Here is a 19,174-nt window from a genome sequence, read left to right as displayed (position 1 = left end):
GCCTCCCGGCCCCGGCCGGCCGGCGCGGGGAGGCTGGCCCTGGGGCGTGGGCGCGCCCGGATCGCCGGGGCGGGACGGCAGCGCGGGGCGGGCGTGGCTGCCGCGTACCTGACCGCGGGGCTGGTCGGCGCCGCGGTCCAGGCCGTGGTTCCAGCCGGGCAGTTGGGCGGTGTCGCTGTCCGAGCCCCGCGCCACCTCGCCGGGCGGACGGCGCAGCGGCGGGGTGTCGCGTTGCAGGGTCGCGGTCGCCGGGCCGCCGGGCGGGCGGGAGCGCCCGGGGCCCTGGGCCACGTCGGCGGGCAGCATGACCAGGGCGGTGGTGCCGCCGGAGTCGGAGGGCCGCAGCTGTATGCGGATGTTGTGGCGCAGCGACAGGCGGCCGACCACGAACAGGCCCATGCGGCGGGAGACGGAGACGTCCACCGTGGGCGGGTTGGCGAGCCGGTCGTTGATCTCGGCCAGGTCCTCGGGCGACAGGCCGATGCCGGTGTCGTGGATCTCCACCAGGACGCGGCCGTCGGGCAGCGCGTGGCCGGTGACCTTCACCTTGGTCTGCGGCGAGGAGAAGGAGGTGGCGTTCTCCAGCAGCTCGGCGAGCAGGTGCACGAGGTCGTTGACCACGCGGCCGGCGACGTCCGTCTTGGGGACGGCGCTCAGCTCGATGCGTTCGTACTGCTCCACCTCGGAGGCCGCGGCGCGCAGCACGTCGACCAGCGGCACGGGCCGCGTCCAGCGGCGGCCCGGCTCCTCGCCCGCGAGGACCAGCAGGTTCTCGCCGTTGCGGCGCATGCGGGTGGCGAGGTGGTCCAGCTTGAACAGCGAGGAGAGCTGGTCCGGGTCGGCCTCGCGCGACTCCAGTTCGGAGATGAGCGAGAGCTGCCGCTGGATCAGGCCCTGGCTGCGGCGGGAGAGGTTGGTGAACATGGCGTTGACGTTGCCCCGCAGGAGGGCCTGCTCGCCCGCCAGGCGGACGGCCTCCCGGTGCACGTCGTCGAACGCCTCGGCCACCTTGCCGATCTCGTCCCTGGTGTAGACGCCCACGGACTCGACGGCGGTGTTGACGTCCTCGGGCTCGGCCTCGGACATGTGCTTGACGACCTCGGGCAGCCGCGTGCGGGCCACCTCCTGCGCGGTGTCCTGGAGCCGCCGCAGGGAGCGGACCATGGACCGGGCCACGACGAACGCGCCGACGAGGGAGATGCCGAGGACGAGGACGATCAGGGCGCCGTTGAGGATGGCGTCGCGCTGGGCCTCGTCGCGCAGCTCCCGGGCCTGCGACTCCATCTCGTCGAGCAGGGTCCGCTCGATGTTGTCCATCGCGTCGATCTTGGCGCGGTCCTGGTCGTACCAGTCGCGGTAGGAGCGGTCCTGGCTCTGGATGCCCTCCTCAGCGGCGAAGACCTGGAGGGCGTACTGGTTGGCCGACACGATGTTGACCATGCCGCTCTCCAGTGGCTCCAGCAGCTCGCGGGCGGCCTCCTCGTCGCCGTACACCAGCGGGAAGCTGTCGAGCGTGGACTCCTCGCTCTGCTGGTGGGTGCGGCCGAACCGCCAGTCGCTGTGCGAGAGGGCGGCCTCATCCCCCTCGCGCTCGTCGCGCGCGAGGCCCGCGGTGATGACGGCGCGCTGGATGGAGGCGTGCTCCTTGGCCGAGGAGAACGTGGCCAGGGCGCGGGTGGAGCGGATCATCTCGCTGTTGCTCGTGGCCTGGGCCATGTCCTGCGAGAGGCCGAGCAGGGCCTCGATCAGCTCGTTGTACTGGCTGACGGTCTGCGAGACATAGGCGGGGTCGGCGTAGGCCTGGTTCCGGATCTGGCTGATCTCGTTGACCCGGGAGCCGATGTCGTTGACCGTCGCCTGGACGCCCTTCATGGCGTCGTCGGTGTTGTCGATCCTCAGGGTCGCGTCGCTGAACGCCTGGATGGCCTCGTCCGTGCGCTCGCGCGGGGCCGCGACCTCGTCGCTCTTCGGGTTGCGACCGCTGACCAGCGGGCCGGCCGAGCGGTCGCGCTCCTCCTGGAGGGCGGAGGCCAGCAGCGTCGCCTGCTGCGTCAGGTCGGTGAGCAGCTGCATGTCGTCCAGCTGCTCGATGTCGCCCATCGACCCCTGAATACGCAGGCCACCGAGGACGGTGGCGGCGAGAACGGGGAGGGCGATCAGGGAGACCAGTCTGGTGCTGATGCGCCAGTTCCGCAGGGCGAGCCGGGAACCGGCCTGGCTCGGGCGCCGCTTGGGCTGGGGCGCGCCCTCCGCGCCTTCGGGCGCGCGGTCGCGTGGCATCGTGTCGCCGCCGGGGGCGGGCCGCGCCGGGGCACCGCCCAGGGCAGGACCCGTAGAGGAGCCGCGGTCACTCGCGCCGCCCGGCTCCTTGTCCCCCGCCGCGCTGCCTTCCCTCTTGAAACGTCCCTGCACTAGCGTCGCAACCTCTGGACCTCAGCGCCCGCCGCTGAAGCGGCGTGGCGGTCTTGAGCCGGGGGCACACAAGCCCCGTTACGGTCGTTTGGACAACTGACGCCTCGTGATCGGCCTGTGTGTGGCGCTGGTGTGCGCCCCCCACTCGCTCTGCCGACCCGCGGCGGTCCGTGGAATTCCAGCACAGAGGCCGATCTCCAACAAGGGCCAGGAGTCGTCCCGTGACATGTATGACGCTGTGCAGACGCATGATCACGTCGGGTACGCAGCATGTGCGGAGGAACCGGACCTTTACCCCTGACATCGCCACGGAATCCGCACACTCATCACCCGTCCCACCACTCGAAACGGGGATCTTTGTCCGGCTATGCGAACTTCGCCCGTTAGGAGGCATGGCCCCTTATGCGCGCTTTGCCGCACTCTCCGTGAGGAAACTCACACCATGTGGTGGCTGATTGCGACCGGGGAGTGGGTACGCGGCCCCTAATCTCTGCTGTACATCGTCCCTCGGAATGACAAGAGACCAAGGCAGAAAACCTGTGAAGAGCACTCTGACCACGCGCTCCATCGCAAACCCCCGGCGTACCACTCTGGCACACCTGGCCCATGCCGCTGATCTCACGCAGGCGCCCCGGCCCCAGGCCACCGCCGTCCAGGAACTGCCCGCCCACACCGCGAACCCGCGCCGCACCGTCCTCGACGAGTGGGACGAGCAGGCGGCCTGACGCCCGCCGCGCGTCATGCGCGAGCCCCCGGCCTCACCGAGGCCGGGGGCTTTCTCGTCTCCGCGGACGGTACGGGCTCAGCCCTGCCAGCTGTGCGGGGCGCGGTAGGAACGGGCGCGCTCCAGGCGGCGCCAGGGTGCCCGCGACTGACGGGTGGGGGCGGCCTCGGTGGGGCCCTGGGCGGCGCGCGCCACCAGGAGCGCGGTCACCGCGGCCACCTCCTCGTCGCTCGCGCGGCCCTTCTCGACACGGACCAGGCGCGGGTCAGCGGTCGGCTCGGTGCTCATGGGGGGCTGTCCTTCCTTCGGCCTGAGGCCGCTGAAGCCTACTGGGGCGGGTTGCCGTGCTTGCGGACGGGCAGGTCCGCGTGCTTGGTGCGGAGCATCGCGAACGCCTGGACGAGGACGGCCCGGGTCTCGGCCGGTTCGATGACGTCGTCGACCAGGCCGCGTTCGGCCGCGTAATACGGGTGCATCAGCTCGGCCTTGTACTCCTTCACCATCCGCAGCCGGGTCCCCTCGGGGTCCTCCGCCGCCGCGATCTGGCGACGGAAGATCACGTTGGCCGCGCCCTCGGCACCCATCACCGCGATCTCGTTGGTCGGCCAGGCGAGGGTGACGTCCGCCCCGATCGACTGCGAGTCCATCACGATGTACGCACCGCCGTACGCCTTTCGCAGGACCACGGAGATGCGCGGCACCGTGGCGTTGCAGTACGCGTACAGCAGCTTGGCGCCGTGCCGGATGATCCCGCCGTGCTCCTGGTCCACGCCGGGCAGGAAGCCGGGGACGTCCAGCAGGGTCAGGATCGGGATGTTGAACGCGTCGCACATCTGCACGAAGCGCGCCGCCTTCTCCGAGGCCGAGATGTCGAGGACACCCGCCAGCGCCTGCGGCTGGTTGGCCACCACCCCGACGACCTGGCCGTCCAGGCGGGCGAGCGCGCAGATGATGTTCTCCGCCCAGCGCTCGTGCACCTCGAGGAACTCGCCGTCGTCCACCAGCTCCTCGATCACCGCACGCATGTCGTAGGGCTGGTTCCCCTCGGCCGGGACCAGGTCGACCAGGCTCTCGCACCGCCGGTCCGCCGGGTCCTCGGTCGGGGCGGCCGGCGGGTTCTCCCGGTTGTTGGCGGGGAGGAGCGACAGCAGGAAGCGGACCTCCTCGATGCACGACTCCTCGTCGTCGTACGCGAAGTGGGCGACCCCGGAGGTCGCCGCGTGGACATCGGCGCCGCCCAGGCCGTTCTGCGAGACCTGAGCGCCCGTCACCGCCTGCACCACGTCGGGCCCGGTGATGAACATCTGCGCGGTCTCGCGGACCATGAAGACGAAGTCGGTCAGCGCCGGGGAGTACGCCGCGCCGCCCGCGCACGGGCCGAGCATCACCGAGATCTGGGGAATCACCCCGGACGCCCGCGTATTGCGCTGGAAGATCCCGCCGTACCCCGCGAGCGCGGAGACGCCCTCCTGGATGCGGGCGCCGGCGCCGTCGTTCAGCGAGACCAGCGGGGCCCCCGCGGTGATGGCCATGTCCATGATCTTGTGGATCTTCGCCGCGTGGGCCTCGCCCAGCGCCCCGCCGAAGATCCGGAAGTCGTGCGCGTAGACGAAGACCGGCCGGCCGTGGACCAGGCCCCAGCCCGTCACCACGCCGTCCGTGTACGGCCGCTTGGCCTCGAGTCCGAAGCCCGTGGCGCGGTGCCGCCGCAGCGCGCCGACCTCGTTGAACGACCCCTCGTCCAGCAGCAGCGCGATCCGCTCGCGCGCGGTGCGCTTCCCCTTGGCGTACTGCGCCGCGGTCGCGGCCTCCGAGGGCCCCCGCAGCGCCTCCTCGCGAATCGCCCGGAGCTCGGCGACGCGCCCCCTGGCATCCGTGGCGGCGGCCGTCCCGGACGGACCCGTCTCAGCGTGATCGGTCATGTATAGACCCTACGAAATGCCGTGCCCCTTGGCTCTGGTCAGATCCGTACAGTCTCCGTAGCCGTTTCATGGCCGCGCTGGACAGAACCCGCCGTACAGAGGGGTGCGGGCGAGCGCTCACAGCCGCCCGGCCGGAGCGGCACTGTCGAACTCCTACAGTGCCGCCCGCTCGGGGGTGTTTCGACCCCCCGACCTGTCAGTCCTCGGGCCGCAGACCGGCACGCAGCAGGCCGAAGGTGTAGGCGTCGTCGAGCGCCTGCCAGGAGGCCGCGATGACGTTCTCCGCGACCCCCACCGTGGACCACTCGGTGGACCCGTCGCCCGAGGTGATCAGCACCCGGGTGGTGGACTGGGTGCCGTGCCTGCCCTCCAGGATGCGGACCTTGTAGTCCACCAGCTGGATACGGGCCAGTTCCGGGAAGGTACGTTCCAGGCCGGTTCGCAGCGCGCGGTCCAGCGCGTTCACCGGGCCGTTGCCCTCTCCGGTGGCGAGGACCCGCTCGCCCTTGGCCCGGATCCGCACGGTCGCCTCGTTGTCCAGGGAGCCGTCGCCCCGCTGGTCGGTGATCGCGCGCCAGGACTCCAGCCGGAAGAAGCGCTGCGGCCGGTCGTACACCGTCTCGCGCAGCAGCAGTTCGAACGAGGCGTCGGCGGCCTCGTAGGTGAAGCCGCGCAGCTCCCGCTCCTTGACCCGCTCCACGATCCGGCCGACCAGGTCACGATCGTCGAGGTCGTAGCCGAGCTCCTTGCCCTTGAGCTCGACGGAGGCGCGGCCCGCCATATCCGAGACCAGCATCCGCATCGAGTTGCCGACCAGCTCGGGGTCGATGTGCTGGTAGAGGTCGGGGTCGACCTTGATGGCGGAGGCGTGCAGCCCGGCCTTGTGGGCGAAGGCCGAGACGCCGACGTAGGGCTGGTGGGTGGCGGGGGCGAGGTTGACGACCTCGGCGATGGCATGGGAGATGCGGGTCATCTCGGTCAGCGCGCCGGGCGGCAGAACGCGGCGGTCGTACTTCAGTTCGAGCGCGGCGACGACCGGGAAGAGGTTGGCGTTGCCGACGCGTTCGCCGTAGCCGTTGGCGGTGCACTGGACATGGGTGGCCCCGGCGTCCACGGCGGCCAGGGTGTTGGCGACCGCGCATCCGCTGTCGTCCTGGGCGTGCATGCCGATCCGCGCGCCGGTGTCCGCGACGACGGTGCGCACCACGGCCTGGACCTGAGCGGGGAGCATGCCGCCGTTGGTGTCGCACAGCACCACCACGTCGGCGCCCGCCCCGTGCGCGGCGCGGACCACGTCGAGGGCGTAGGCCGGGTTGGCGGCGTAGCCGTCGAAGAAGTGCTCGCAGTCGACGAAGACCCGGCGGCCGTGCGCGCGCAGGTGCGCGACGGTGTCCCTGACCATGGCCAGGTTCTCGGCGAGGGTGGTGCGCAGGGCCAGCTCGACGTGCCGGTCGTGGGACTTGGCGACGAGGGTGACCACCGGCGCCTCGGAGTCGAGCAGCGCCTGGACCTGGGCGTCGGCGGCCACGGCCGTGTGCGCCCTGCGGGTCGCGCCGAAGGCGACCAGGCTCGCGTGCCGGAAGGTGATCGTCTCGCGGGCCCGCTGGAAGAACTCGGTGTCGCGCGGGTTGGCGCCCGGCCAGCCGCCCTCGATGAAGCCGACGCCGAAGTCGTCCAGGTGGCGGGCGATGGCCAGCTTGTCCGCAACGGTGAGGCTGATGCCCTCGCGCTGCGCGCCGTCGCGCAGCGTGGTGTCGAAGACATGGAAGGCGTCGCTCGGGGACTGGGGGGTATCCGGGGCGTCGGTCGTCATGGCGGTGTCGGCTCCTGTCCGGGTCCATGGCAGGGATCGCGGTGGTCGGGTCGCGGGGGTCGCGGTGGTCGGGCGGGGAGAACGCGATGCGTCCGCAAAGCAAAAGACCCCTCGCGGATGCGAGAGGTCTGCGCGCGGGTCCTTGCTGCTGTCAGCGGGGACCGGCGCGCTGGGCACCAATAATCATGGTGTACGGAAGCATGCGGGCAGTGTGGCACAGGAGAACGCCTGTGCCACCCGCCGTCTCACGATCCGGACTCAGGGGATGTGGTGCATCCAGCCGTGCCGGTCCTCCACCTGGCCGGTCTGGATGCCGAGCAGCTCCTCGCGCAGCCGCATGGTGACCGCGCCCGGCCGGCCGTCGGCGACCAGCCAGGAGGCGTCACTCGACTTGACCGAGCCGACCGGGGTGATCACGGCCGCGGTGCCGCAGGCGAAGACCTCGGTGATGGCGCCGTCCGCGTTCCCCCGCTGCCAGTCGTCCGTGGAGATGCGGGCCTCCTCGGTGGGGTGGCCCAGGTCGGCGGCGATGGTCAGCAGCGAGTCCCGGGTGATGCCGGGCAGGAGCGTCCCGGTCAGCGCGGGAGTGGTGATCCTGGCGTGCTCGCCGGTGCCGTGGACGAAGTACAGGTTCATCCCGCCCATCTCCTCGACCCAGCGGCGCTCGGTGGCGTCCAGCCAGACGACCTGGTCGCAGCCGTTCCGCGTGGCCTCGGCCTGGGCGACGAACGCGGCGGCGTAGTTGCCCGCGCACTTGGCCTCGCCGGTGCCGCCGGGCGCGGCCCTGACGTACTCGCGGGAGAGCCACACGGAGACCGGCTTGATGCCGCGGGGGAAGTACGCCCCGGCGGGCGAGGCGATCACCATGAAGAGGTACTCGTTGGCCGGTCGGTTGATGCCGAGGCCGACCTCGGTGGCGAACATGAACGGCCGCAGGTAGAGCGACTGCTCGCCCTGGGTCGGGACCCACGCCACGTCCTGGGCGACGAGCAGGTCGATGGCCTCGACGAACGCCTCCACCGGAAGCTCCGGCATGGCGAGGCGGCGTGCGGAGCGCTGGAAGCGCCGGGCGTTGGCCTCCGGTCTGAAGACGGCGACCGAGCCGTCGGGCTGGCGGTACGCCTTCAGCCCCTCGAAGATCTCCTGGCCGTAGTGCAGCGCCATGGTCGCCGGATCCATCGGGATCGGCGCGTAGGGCTGGAGCCGGGCGTCGTGCCAGCCCCGCCCCTCGGTCCACCGGATGGTGACCATGTGATCGCTGAAGTGCCGGCCGAATCCGGGGTCGGCGAGCGCCGCCTCGCGCTCCTCGTCGGACAGCGGCTGGGCGGCGGGCTTGAGGTCGAAGGTGAGAGGGGTCGTGGTCGTCATGTGTGAGCGCGTCCTTCAGGTGAGTGGTCGGGCGGGCCGCCTGTCCGTCGCCCGACGCAATAGTAGGACGTCCGAGCAATGGGCTATGCGATGCCCCGCGGTCGACTTCCGTCCGGTGGCGGCCCAGAGACGATGGTGGCACCCGGAGGCAGGCTGGCAGAAGCCGCCGGGCACCGGCCCGGCGGCTTGTCGGAGCCGTCCGGGCTAGCCGGCTACTCGCGCGGCGAGCGCGTCGCCGATGGCCGCGGTGGTGCGCGGGGTGGCGGGGTCGCGCTCGGCGAGGTCGGCGGTGACGGCCTCCTCGATGCGGGTGGCCTGGGCTTCGTGGCCGAGGTGGCGCAGGAGGAGGGCGGCGGAGAGCACCGTGGCGGTCGGGTCGGCCTTGCCGGTGCCGGCGATGTCGGGCGCCGAGCCGTGCACGGGCTCGAACATCGAGGGGTGGGTGCCGGCCGGGTTGATGTTGCCCGAGGCGGCGAGGCCGATGCCGCCGGTGATGGCGGCGGCCAGGTCCGTGAGGATGTCGCCGAACAGGTTGTCCGTGACGATCACGTCGAACCGCTCGGGCTGGGTGACCAGGAAGATCGTCGCGGCGTCCACGTGCAGGTAGTCCGTGGTGACCCGCGGATACTCCCGGGCGACGCGGTCCACCGTGTTCTTCCAGAGGTGGCCGGCGTGGACCAGCACGTTGTTCTTGTGGACCAGCGTCAGCTTCCTGGCGGGACGGGCGGCGGCGCGCTCGAACGCGTCACGCACGACGCGCTCGACCCCGTAGGCCGTGTTGATGCTGACCTCGGTGGCGACCTCGGCCGGGGTGCCGGTGCGCATGGAGCCGCCGTTCCCCACATAGGGGCCCTCGGTGCCCTCCCGGACGACGACGAAGTCGATGTCGGGGGAACCGGCCAGCGGGCTGGCCGTGTTGGGGAACAGGCGGCTGGGGCGGAGGTTCACATAGTGGTCGAAGGCGAAGCGCAGCTTCAGCAGAAGGCCGCGCTCCAGGACGCCGGAGGGCACGGACGGGTCGCCGATGGCACCGAGCAGGATCGCGTCGTGGGCCGCCAGGCGCTCCAGGTCGGACTCGGTCAGCGTCTCGCCGGTGGCGTGCCAGCGGCCGGCGCCCAGATCGTAGGCGGTGGTCTCCAGCTTGACGTCCCCCGGCAGGGCCGCGGACAGGACCTTCAGTCCCTCCGCCACCACCTCGGGGCCGATGCCGTCGCCGGGAATCACTGCGAGATCGATGCTCCGTGCCATGGGGGGACCCTACGCCCCGTCCCATGCCCTGACATGGGACGTCCACGATGCGGACGGCTCAGCGGTCGCCCACGCCTCCGTTGTCCCGGCGGTCCAGCGCGCGCTGGACCGCCGGGACAACGGAGGCGTGGGCGACCGCTGAGCCGTCCGCATCGTGGACGTCCCATGTCAGGGCATGGGACGGGGCGTAGGGTCCCCCCATGGCACGGAGCATCGATCTCGCAGTGATTCCCGGCGACGGCATCGGCCCCGAGGTGGTGGCGGAGGGACTGAAGGTCCTGTCCGCGGCCCTGCCGGGGGACGTCAAGCTGGAGACCACCGCCTACGATCTGGGCGCCGGCCGCTGGCACGCCACCGGCGAGACGCTGACCGAGTCCGACCTGGAGCGCCTGGCGGCCCACGACGCGATCCTGCTCGGTGCCATCGGCGACCCGTCCGTGCCCTCCGGCGTCCTGGAGCGCGGCCTTCTGCTGAAGCTGCGCTTCGCCTTCGACCACTATGTGAACCTCCGCCCCAGCCGCCTGTTCCCCAACACGGCCAGCCCGCTGGCCGGTTCCCCCGACATCGACTTCGTCGTCGTCCGGGAGGGCACCGAGGGCCCCTATGTGGGGAACGGCGGCTCCATGCGCACCGGCACCCCGGCCGAGGTCGCCACCGAGGTCAGCATCAACACGGCCTACGGGGTCGAGCGCGTCGTGCGTGACGCGTTCGAGCGCGCCGCCGCCCGTCCCGCCAGGAAGCTGACGCTGGTCCACAAGAACAACGTGCTGGTCCACGCCGGCCACCTCTGGAAGAACACGGTGGACCGCGTCGCCCGGGAGTATCCGCGGGTCACCACGGACTACCTGCACGTGGACGCCGCGACGATCTTCCTGGTCACCCAGCCCGAGCGGTTCGACGTGATCGTCACGGACAACCTGTTCGGCGACATCCTCACGGACCTGGCCGCCGCCATCACCGGCGGCATCGGCCTCGCCGCCTCGGGCAACATCAACCCGGCCGGCACCCACCCCTCGATGTTCGAGCCCGTGCACGGCTCGGCGCCCGACATCGCCGGCACCGGCAAGGCCGACCCGACCGCCACGGTGCTCTCCGCCGCCCTCCTCCTGCGCCACCTCGGCCACGAAGCCCAGGCCACCCGCATCGAGGAGGCCGTCACCGCCGACCTCGCCGAGCGCGACCCCGCCACCCCGCGCACCACCGCGGCCATCGGCGACGCGCTCGCCGCGCGAGTAGCCGGCTAGCCCGGACGGCTCCGACAAGCCGCCGGGCCGGTGCCCGGCGGCTTCTGCCAGCCTGCCTCCGGGTGCCACCATCGTCTCTGGGCCGCCACCGGACGGAAGTCGACCGCGGGGCATCGCATAGCCCATTGCTCGGACGTCCTACTATTGCGTCGGGCGACGGACAGGCGGCCCGCCCGACCACTCACCTGAAGGACGCGCTCACACATGACGACCACGACCCCTCTCACCTTCGACCTCAAGCCCGCCGCCCAGCCGCTGTCCGACGAGGAGCGCGAGGCGGCGCTCGCCGACCCCGGATTCGGCCGGCACTTCAGCGATCACATGGTCACCATCCGGTGGACCGAGGGGCGGGGCTGGCACGACGCCCGGCTCCAGCCCTACGCGCCGATCCCGATGGATCCGGCGACCATGGCGCTGCACTACGGCCAGGAGATCTTCGAGGGGCTGAAGGCGTACCGCCAGCCCGACGGCTCGGTCGCCGTCTTCAGACCGGAGGCCAACGCCCGGCGCTTCCAGCGCTCCGCACGCCGCCTCGCCATGCCGGAGCTTCCGGTGGAGGCGTTCGTCGAGGCCATCGACCTGCTCGTCGCCCAGGACGTGGCGTGGGTCCCGACCCAGGGCGAGCAGTCGCTCTACCTGCGGCCGTTCATGTTCGCCACCGAGGTCGGCCTCGGCATCAACCGACCGGCCAACGAGTACCTCTTCATGGTGATCGCCTCGCCCGCCGGGGCGTACTTCCCCCGCGGCATCAAGCCGGTCTCCGTGTGGCTCTCCCGCGAGTACGTCAGGGCCGCGCCCGGCGGCACCGGCGAGGCCAAGTGCGCGGGCAACTACGCCGCCGCGTTCGTCGCCCAGGCCGAGGCCACGCGGAACGGCTGCGACCAGGTCGTCTGGCTGGACGCCACCGAGCGCCGCTGGGTCGAGGAGATGGGCGGGATGAACCTGTACTTCGTCCACGGCACCGGCGAGCACGCCAGGATCACCACTCCCGCGCTGACCGGGACGCTCCTGCCCGGCATCACCCGGGACTCGCTGCTGACCATCGCCGCCGACCTGGGCCACCCCACCGAGGAGGCCCGCATCTCCACGGACGACTGGCAGCGGGGGAACGCGGACGGCGCCATCACCGAGGTCTTCGCCTGCGGCACCGCGGCCGTGATCACCCCGGTCGGCTCGGTCAAGTCGAGTGACGCCTCCTGGCTGGTCGCCGACGGCCGGCCGGGCGCGGTCACCATGCGGCTGCGCGAGGAGCTGCTCGGCATCCAGACCGGCCAGGTGGAGGACCGGCACGGCTGGATGCACCACATCCCCTGAGTCCGGATCGTGAGACGGCGGGTGGCACAGGCGTTCTCCTGTGCCACACTGCCCGCATGCTTCCGTACACCATGATTATTGGTGCCCAGCGCGCCGGTCCCCGCTGACAGCAGCAAGGACCCGCGCGCAGACCTCTCGCATCCGCGAGGGGTCTTTTGCTTTGCGGACGCATCGCGTTCTCCCCGCCCGACCACCGCGACCCCCGCGACCCGACCACCGCGATCCCTGCCATGGACCCGGACAGGAGCCGACACCGCCATGACGACCGACGCCCCGGATACCCCCCAGTCCCCGAGCGACGCCTTCCATGTCTTCGACACCACGCTGCGCGACGGCGCGCAGCGCGAGGGCATCAGCCTCACCGTTGCGGACAAGCTGGCCATCGCCCGCCACCTGGACGACTTCGGCGTCGGCTTCATCGAGGGCGGCTGGCCGGGCGCCAACCCGCGCGACACCGAGTTCTTCCAGCGGGCCCGCGAGACGATCACCTTCCGGCACGCGAGCCTGGTCGCCTTCGGCGCGACCCGCAGGGCGCACACGGCCGTGGCCGCCGACGCCCAGGTCCAGGCGCTGCTCGACTCCGAGGCGCCGGTGGTCACCCTCGTCGCCAAGTCCCACGACCGGCACGTCGAGCTGGCCCTGCGCACCACCCTCGCCGAGAACCTGGCCATGGTCAGGGACACCGTCGCGCACCTGCGCGCGCACGGCCGCCGGGTCTTCGTCGACTGCGAGCACTTCTTCGACGGCTACGCCGCCAACCCGGCCTACGCCCTCGACGTGGTCCGCGCCGCGCACGGGGCGGGCGCCGACGTGGTGGTGCTGTGCGACACCAACGGCGGCATGCTCCCCGCTCAGGTCCAGGCCGTGGTGCGCACCGTCGTCGCGGACACCGGCGCGCGGATCGGCATGCACGCCCAGGACGACAGCGGATGCGCGGTCGCCAACACCCTGGCCGCCGTGGACGCCGGGGCCACCCATGTCCAGTGCACCGCCAACGGCTACGGCGAACGCGTCGGCAACGCCAACCTCTTCCCGGTCGTCGCCGCGCTCGAACTGAAGTACGACCGCCGCGTTCTGCCGCCCGGCGCGCTGACCGAGATGACCCGCATCTCCCATGCCATCGCCGAGGTCGTCAACCTCGCCCCCGCCACCCACCAGCCCTACGTCGGCGTCTCGGCCTTCGCCCACAAGGCCGGGCTGCACGCCTCCGCCATCAAGGTCGACCCCGACCTCTACCAGCACATCGACCCCGAGCTGGTCGGCAACTCGATGCGGATGCTGGTCTCGGATATGGCGGGCCGCGCCTCCGTCGAGCTCAAGGGCAAGGAGCTCGGCTACGACCTCGACGATCGTGACCTGGTCGGCCGGATCGTGGAGCGGGTCAAGGAGCGGGAGCTGCGCGGCTTCACCTACGAGGCCGCCGACGCCTCGTTCGAACTGCTGCTGCGCGAGACGGTGTACGACCGGCCGCAGCGCTTCTTCCGGCTGGAGTCCTGGCGCGCGATCACCGACCAGCGGGGCGACGGCTCCCTGGACAACGAGGCGACCGTGCGGATCCGGGCCAAGGGCGAGCGGGTCCTCGCCACCGGAGAGGGCAACGGCCCGGTGAACGCGCTGGACCGCGCGCTGCGAACCGGCCTGGAACGTACCTTCCCGGAACTGGCCCGTATCCAGCTGGTGGACTACAAGGTCCGCATCCTGGAGGGCAGGCACGGCACCCAGTCCACCACCCGGGTGCTGATCACCTCGGGCGACGGGTCCACCGAGTGGTCCACGGTGGGGGTCGCGGAGAACGTCATCGCGGCCTCCTGGCAGGCGCTCGACGACGCCTACACCTTCGGCCTGCTGCGTGCCGGTCTGCGGCCCGAGGACTGACAGGTCGGGGGGTCGAAACACCCCCGAGCGGGCGGCACTGTAGGAGTTCGACAGTGCCGCTCCGGCCGGGCGGCTGTGAGCGCTCGCCCGCACCCCTCTGTACGGCGGGTTCTGTCCAGCGCGGCCATGAAACGGCTACGGAGACTGTACGGATCTGACCAGAGCCAAGGGGCACGGCATTTCGTAGGGTCTATACATGACCGATCACGCTGAGACGGGTCCGTCCGGGACGGCCGCCGCCACGGATGCCAGGGGGCGCGTCGCCGAGCTCCGGGCGATTCGCGAGGAGGCGCTGCGGGGGCCCTCGGAGGCCGCGACCGCGGCGCAGTACGCCAAGGGGAAGCGCACCGCGCGCGAGCGGATCGCGCTGCTGCTGGACGAGGGGTCGTTCAACGAGGTCGGCGCGCTGCGGCGGCACCGCGCCACGGGCTTCGGACTCGAGGCCAAGCGGCCGTACACGGACGGCGTGGTGACGGGCTGGGGCCTGGTCCACGGCCGGCCGGTCTTCGTCTACGCGCACGACTTCCGGATCTTCGGCGGGGCGCTGGGCGAGGCCCACGCGGCGAAGATCCACAAGATCATGGACATGGCCATCACCGCGGGGGCCCCGCTGGTCTCGCTGAACGACGGCGCCGGCGCCCGCATCCAGGAGGGCGTCTCCGCGCTCGCGGGGTACGGCGGGATCTTCCAGCGCAATACGCGGGCGTCCGGGGTGATTCCCCAGATCTCGGTGATGCTCGGCCCGTGCGCGGGCGGCGCGGCGTACTCCCCGGCGCTGACCGACTTCGTCTTCATGGTCCGCGAGACCGCGCAGATGTTCATCACCGGGCCCGACGTGGTGCAGGCGGTGACGGGCGCTCAGGTCTCGCAGAACGGCCTGGGCGGCGCCGATGTCCACGCGGCGACCTCCGGGGTCGCCCACTTCGCGTACGACGACGAGGAGTCGTGCATCGAGGAGGTCCGCTTCCTGCTGTCGCTCCTCCCCGCCAACAACCGGGAGAACCCGCCGGCCGCCCCGACCGAGGACCCGGCGGACCGGCGGTGCGAGAGCCTGGTCGACCTGGTCCCGGCCGAGGGGAACCAGCCCTACGACATGCGTGCGGTGATCGAGGAGCTGGTGGACGACGGCGAGTTCCTCGAGGTGCACGAGCGCTGGGCGGAGAACATCATCTGCGCGCTCGCCCGCCTGGACGGCCAGGTCGTCGGGGTGGTGGCCAACCAGCCGCAGGCGCTGGCGGGTGTCCTCGACATCTCGGCCTCGGAGAAGGCGGCGCGCTTCGTGCAGATGTGCGACGCGTTCAACATCCCGATCCTGACCCTGCTGGACGTCCCCGGCTTCCTGCCCGGCGTGGACCAGGAGCACGGCGGGATCATCCGGCACGGCGCCAAGCTGCTGTACGCGTACTGCAACGCCACGGTGCCGCGCATCTCCGTGGTCCTGCGAAAGGCGTACGGCGGTGCGTACATCGTGATGGACTCGCAGTCGATCGGGGCGGACGTCACCCTCGCCTGGCCGACCAACGAGATCGCGGTGATGGGTGCCGAGGGCGCGGCCAACGTGATCTTCCGTCGCCAGATCGCGGCGGCGGAGGACCCCGAGGGGACCCGGCTGCGGATGGTGAAGGAGTACAAGGCCGAGCTGATGCACCCGTATTACGCGGCCGAACGCGGCCTGGTCGACGACGTCATCGAACCGGCCGAGACCCGGGCCGTCCTCGTCCAGGCGTTCGCGATGCTCCGCACCAAGCACGCGGACCTGCCCGTCCGCAAGCACGGCAACCCGCCCCAGTAGGCTTCAGCGGCCTCAGGCCGAAGGAAGGACAGCCCCCCATGAGCACCGAGCCGACCGCTGACCCGCGCCTGGTCCGTGTCGAGAAGGGCCGCGCGAGCGACGAGGAGGTGGCCGCGGTGACCGCGCTCCTGGTGGCGCGCGCCGCCCAGGGCCCCACCGAGGCCGCCCCCACCCGTCAGTCGCGGGCACCCTGGCGCCGCCTGGAGCGCGCCCGTTCCTACCGCGCCCCGCACAGCTGGCAGGGCTGAGCCCGTACCGTCCGCGGAGACGAGAAAGCCCCCGGCCTCGGTGAGGCCGGGGGCTCGCGCATGACGCGCGGCGGGCGTCAGGCCGCCTGCTCGTCCCACTCGTCGAGGACGGTGCGGCGCGGGTTCGCGGTGTGGGCGGGCAGTTCCTGGACGGCGGTGGCCTGGGGCCGGGGCGCCTGCGTGAGATCAGCGGCATGGGCCAGGTGTGCCAGAGTGGTACGCCGGGGGTTTGCGATGGAGCGCGTGGTCAGAGTGCTCTTCACAGGTTTTCTGCCTTGGTCTCTTGTCATTCCGAGGGACGATGTACAGCAGAGATTAGGGGCCGCGTACCCACTCCCCGGTCGCAATCAGCCACCACATGGTGTGAGTTTCCTCACGGAGAGTGCGGCAAAGCGCGCATAAGGGGCCATGCCTCCTAACGGGCGAAGTTCGCATAGCCGGACAAAGATCCCCGTTTCGAGTGGTGGGACGGGTGATGAGTGTGCGGATTCCGTGGCGATGTCAGGGGTAAAGGTCCGGTTCCTCCGCACATGCTGCGTACCCGACGTGATCATGCGTCTGCACAGCGTCATACATGTCACGGGACGACTCCTGGCCCTTGTTGGAGATCGGCCTCTGTGCTGGAATTCCACGGACCGCCGCGGGTCGGCAGAGCGAGTGGGGGGCGCACACCAGCGCCACACACAGGCCGATCACGAGGCGTCAGTTGTCCAAACGACCGTAACGGGGCTTGTGTGCCCCCGGCTCAAGACCGCCACGCCGCTTCAGCGGCGGGCGCTGAGGTCCAGAGGTTGCGACGCTAGTGCAGGGACGTTTCAAGAGGGAAGGCAGCGCGGCGGGGGACAAGGAGCCGGGCGGCGCGAGTGACCGCGGCTCCTCTACGGGTCCTGCCCTGGGCGGTGCCCCGGCGCGGCCCGCCCCCGGCGGCGACACGATGCCACGCGACCGCGCGCCCGAAGGCGCGGAGGGCGCGCCCCAGCCCAAGCGGCGCCCGAGCCAGGCCGGTTCCCGGCTCGCCCTGCGGAACTGGCGCATCAGCACCAGACTGGTCTCCCTGATCGCCCTCCCCGTTCTCGCCGCCACCGTCCTCGGTGGCCTGCGTATTCAGGGGTCGATGGGCGACATCGAGCAGCTGGACGACATGCAGCTGCTCACCGACCTGACGCAGCAGGCGACGCTGCTGGCCTCCGCCCTCCAGGAGGAGCGCGACCGCTCGGCCGGCCCGCTGGTCAGCGGTCGCAACCCGAAGAGCGACGAGGTCGCGGCCCCGCGCGAGCGCACGGACGAGGCCATCCAGGCGTTCAGCGACGCGACCCTGAGGATCGACAACACCGACGACGCCATGAAGGGCGTCCAGGCGACGGTCAACGACATCGGCTCCCGGGTCAACGAGATCAGCCAGATCCGGAACCAGGCCTACGCCGACCCCGCCTATGTCTCGCAGACCGTCAGCCAGTACAACGAGCTGATCGAGGCCCTGCTCGGCCTCTCGCAGGACATGGCCCAGGCCACGAGCAACAGCGAGATGATCCGCTCCACCCGCGCCCTGGCCACGTTCTCCTCGGCCAAGGAGCACGCCTCCATCCAGCGCGCCGTCATCACCGCGGGCCTCGCGCGCGACGAGCGCGAGGGGGATGAGGCCGCCCTCTCGCACAGCGACTGGCGGTTCGGCCGCACCCACCAGCAGAGCGAGGAGTCCACGCTCGACAGCTTCCCGCTGGTGTACGGCGACGAGGAGGCCGCCCGCGAGCTGCTGGAGCCACTGGAGAGCGGCATGGTCAACATCGTGTCGGCCAACCAGTACGCCCTCCAGGTCTTCGCCGCTGAGGAGGGCATCCAGAGCCAGGACCGCTCCTACCGCGACTGGTACGACCAGGACCGCGCCAAGATCGACGCGATGGACAACATCGAGCGGACCCTGCTCGACGAGATGGAGTCGCAGGCCCGGGAGCTGCGCGACGAGGCCCAGCGCGACGCCATCCTCAACGGCGCCCTGATCGTCCTCGTCCTCGGCATCTCCCGCGTCGGCGCGTTCGTCGTGGCCCGGTCCATGGTCCGCTCCCTGCGGCGGCTCCAGGACACCGCGCAGGAGGTGGCCCGCACGCGGCTGCCCGAGGTCGTCAAGCACATGTCCGAGGCCGAGCCCGAGGACGTCAACACCGCCGTCGAGTCCGTGGGCGTCTACACCAGGGACGAGATCGGCAAGGTGGCCGAGGCGTTCGACGACGTGCACCGGGAGGCCGTCCGCCTGGCGGGCGAGCAGGCCCTCCTGCGGGGCAACGTCAACGCCATGTTCACCAACCTCTCCCGCCGCAGCCAGGGCCTGATCCAGCGGCAGCTCTCGCTCATCTCCGAACTGGAGTCGCGCGAGGCCGACCCGGACCAGCTCTCCTCGCTGTTCAAGCTGGACCACCTCGCCACCCGCATGCGCCGCAACGGCGAGAACCTGCTGGTCCTCGCGGGCGAGGAGCCGGGCCGCCGCTGGACGCGGCCCGTGCCGCTGGTCGACGTGCTGCGCGCCGCGGCCTCCGAGGTGGAGCAGTACGAACGCATCGAGCTGAGCGCCGTCCCCAAGACGGACGTCGCCGGCCGCGTGGTCAACGACCTCGTGCACCTGCTCGCCGAGCTGCTGGAGAACGCCACCTCCTTCTCCTCGCCGCAGACCAAGGTGAAGGTCACCGGCCACGCGCTGCCCGACGGCCGCGTCCTGGTGGAGATCCACGACACCGGCATCGGCCTGTCGCCCGAGGACCTGGCCGAGATCAACGACCGGCTCGCCAACCCGCCCACGGTGGACGTCTCCGTCTCCCGCCGCATGGGCCTGTTCGTGGTCGGCCGCCTGTCGCTGCGCCACAACATCCGCATACAGCTGCGGCCCTCCGACTCCGGCGGCACCACCGCCCTGGTCATGCTGCCCGCCGACGTGGCCCAGGGCCCCGGGCGCTCCCGCCCGCCCGGCGGCCCGGCGACCGCGACCCTGCAACGCGACACCCCGCCGCTGCGCCGTCCGCCCGGCGAGGTGGCGCGGGGCTCGGACAGCGACACCGCCCAACTGCCCGGCTGGAACCACGGCCTGGACCGCGGCGCCGACCAGCCCCGCGGTCAGGTACGCGGCAGCCACGCCCGCCCCGCGCTGCCGTCCCGCCCCGGCGATCCGGGCGCGCCCACGCCCCAGGGCCAGCCTCCCCGCGCCGGCCGGCCGGGGCCGGGAGGC

At 71.6% G+C, this 19,174-nt stretch carries 14 protein-coding genes; 7 read left to right on the top strand and 7 right to left on the bottom strand.

The window, feature by feature from the left end; all coding sequences use genetic code 11:
- Positions 1-2,412: nitrate- and nitrite sensing domain-containing protein (locus ADY01_RS17610; protein WP_049573930.1), on the bottom strand; the 2,412-nt coding region annotated here is incomplete at its 3' end.
- A gap of 539 nt (positions 2,413-2,951) precedes the next feature.
- Here ADY01_RS17610 and ADY01_RS17605 point away from each other — a divergent pair.
- Complete coding sequence (locus tag ADY01_RS17605; protein WP_049573908.1) at positions 2,952-3,137, top strand: hypothetical protein; 186 nt, start codon at positions 2,952-2,954, stop codon at positions 3,135-3,137.
- Between the two features lie 77 nt (positions 3,138-3,214).
- Here ADY01_RS17605 and ADY01_RS17600 read toward each other — a convergent pair whose 3' ends face one another.
- The 5 genes from ADY01_RS17600 to ADY01_RS17580 all read right to left on the bottom strand — a co-directional run bounded on the left by ADY01_RS17600 (position 3,215) and on the right by ADY01_RS17580 (position 9,487).
- Positions 3,215-3,424: an acyl-CoA carboxylase subunit epsilon gene (locus tag ADY01_RS17600; protein WP_049573913.1), complete on the bottom strand. Its 210-nt coding sequence runs from the start codon at positions 3,422-3,424 to the stop codon at positions 3,215-3,217.
- A gap of 38 nt (positions 3,425-3,462) precedes the next feature.
- Entirely contained in the window at positions 3,463-5,058 is a 1,596-nt protein-coding gene (locus ADY01_RS17595) for an acyl-CoA carboxylase subunit beta (RefSeq protein WP_049573916.1), read from the bottom strand.
- 196 nt (positions 5,059-5,254) lie between these two features.
- Positions 5,255-6,871 carry a citramalate synthase gene (cimA, locus tag ADY01_RS17590; RefSeq protein ID WP_049573919.1) on the bottom strand — a complete coding sequence of 539 codons (1,617 nt, stop codon included), beginning with the start codon at positions 6,869-6,871 and terminating at the stop codon, positions 5,255-5,257.
- 258 nt (positions 6,872-7,129) lie between these two features.
- The gene (locus tag ADY01_RS17585) at positions 7,130-8,239 is read right to left on the bottom strand and encodes a branched-chain amino acid aminotransferase (protein WP_049573922.1); all 1,110 of its coding nucleotides are present in this window, start codon (positions 8,237-8,239) and stop codon (positions 7,130-7,132) included.
- 204 nt (positions 8,240-8,443) lie between these two features.
- Positions 8,444-9,487, bottom strand: a complete 1,044-nt coding sequence (locus tag ADY01_RS17580) for a 3-isopropylmalate dehydrogenase (RefSeq protein ID WP_049573925.1) — start codon at positions 9,485-9,487, stop codon at positions 8,444-8,446.
- Between the two features lie 200 nt (positions 9,488-9,687).
- Between ADY01_RS17580 and ADY01_RS17575 the strand changes: the two genes are divergently transcribed.
- The 5 genes from ADY01_RS17575 (at position 9,688) to ADY01_RS17555 (ending at position 15,960) form a co-directional block, all read left to right on the top strand.
- Positions 9,688-10,731: a 3-isopropylmalate dehydrogenase gene (locus ADY01_RS17575; RefSeq protein ID WP_049573925.1), complete on the top strand. Its 1,044-nt coding sequence runs from the start codon at positions 9,688-9,690 to the stop codon at positions 10,729-10,731.
- Positions 10,732-10,935: 204 nt separating this feature from the next.
- Positions 10,936-12,045: a branched-chain amino acid aminotransferase gene (locus ADY01_RS17570; RefSeq protein WP_049573922.1), complete on the top strand. Its 1,110-nt coding sequence runs from the start codon at positions 10,936-10,938 to the stop codon at positions 12,043-12,045.
- Positions 12,046-12,303: 258 nt separating this feature from the next.
- Positions 12,304-13,920, top strand: a complete 1,617-nt coding sequence (cimA, locus tag ADY01_RS17565) for a citramalate synthase (RefSeq protein WP_049573919.1) — start codon at positions 12,304-12,306, stop codon at positions 13,918-13,920.
- 196 nt (positions 13,921-14,116) lie between these two features.
- On the top strand, positions 14,117-15,712 hold the full coding sequence (locus ADY01_RS17560) for an acyl-CoA carboxylase subunit beta (RefSeq protein WP_049573916.1): 1,596 nt from the start codon (positions 14,117-14,119) through the stop codon (positions 15,710-15,712).
- Between the two features lie 38 nt (positions 15,713-15,750).
- Positions 15,751-15,960 carry an acyl-CoA carboxylase subunit epsilon gene (locus tag ADY01_RS17555; protein WP_049573913.1) on the top strand — a complete coding sequence of 70 codons (210 nt, stop codon included), beginning with the start codon at positions 15,751-15,753 and terminating at the stop codon, positions 15,958-15,960.
- A 77-nt stretch (positions 15,961-16,037) separates the two neighbouring features.
- On the opposite strand, the gene ADY01_RS17550 is transcribed toward ADY01_RS17555, so the two are convergent.
- Complete coding sequence (locus ADY01_RS17550) at positions 16,038-16,223, bottom strand: hypothetical protein (RefSeq protein ID WP_049573908.1); 186 nt, start codon at positions 16,221-16,223, stop codon at positions 16,038-16,040.
- Between the two features lie 539 nt (positions 16,224-16,762).
- Between ADY01_RS17550 and ADY01_RS17545 the strand changes: the two genes are divergently transcribed.
- On the top strand, positions 16,763-19,174 hold a 2,412-nt coding region (locus ADY01_RS17545; protein ID WP_049573927.1), incomplete at its 3' end, for a nitrate- and nitrite sensing domain-containing protein.

The organism is Streptomyces sp. SBT349 (genome assembly GCF_001083795.1).
Taxonomy (GTDB): domain Bacteria; phylum Actinomycetota; class Actinomycetes; order Streptomycetales; family Streptomycetaceae; genus Streptomyces.
The sequence above is the reverse complement of the archived record's forward strand: the minus strand, read 5'-3'. Positions and strand labels throughout refer to the sequence as shown.

Coding starts and splice junctions, on each gene's coding strand:
- ADY01_RS17600 (WP_049573913.1), bottom strand. CDS start 3,424: ATGAGCACCGAGCCGACCGCTGACCCGCGCCTGGTCCGTGTCGAGAAG.
- ADY01_RS17595 (WP_049573916.1), bottom strand. CDS start 5,058: ATGACCGATCACGCTGAGACGGGTCCGTCCGGGACGGCCGCCGCCACG.
- cimA (WP_049573919.1), bottom strand. CDS start 6,871: ATGACGACCGACGCCCCGGATACCCCCCAGTCCCCGAGCGACGCCTTC.
- ADY01_RS17585 (WP_049573922.1), bottom strand. CDS start 8,239: ATGACGACCACGACCCCTCTCACCTTCGACCTCAAGCCCGCCGCCCAG.
- ADY01_RS17580 (WP_049573925.1), bottom strand. CDS start 9,487: ATGGCACGGAGCATCGATCTCGCAGTGATTCCCGGCGACGGCATCGGC.
- ADY01_RS17575 (WP_049573925.1), top strand. CDS start 9,688: ATGGCACGGAGCATCGATCTCGCAGTGATTCCCGGCGACGGCATCGGC.
- ADY01_RS17570 (WP_049573922.1), top strand. CDS start 10,936: ATGACGACCACGACCCCTCTCACCTTCGACCTCAAGCCCGCCGCCCAG.
- cimA (WP_049573919.1), top strand. CDS start 12,304: ATGACGACCGACGCCCCGGATACCCCCCAGTCCCCGAGCGACGCCTTC.
- ADY01_RS17560 (WP_049573916.1), top strand. CDS start 14,117: ATGACCGATCACGCTGAGACGGGTCCGTCCGGGACGGCCGCCGCCACG.
- ADY01_RS17555 (WP_049573913.1), top strand. CDS start 15,751: ATGAGCACCGAGCCGACCGCTGACCCGCGCCTGGTCCGTGTCGAGAAG.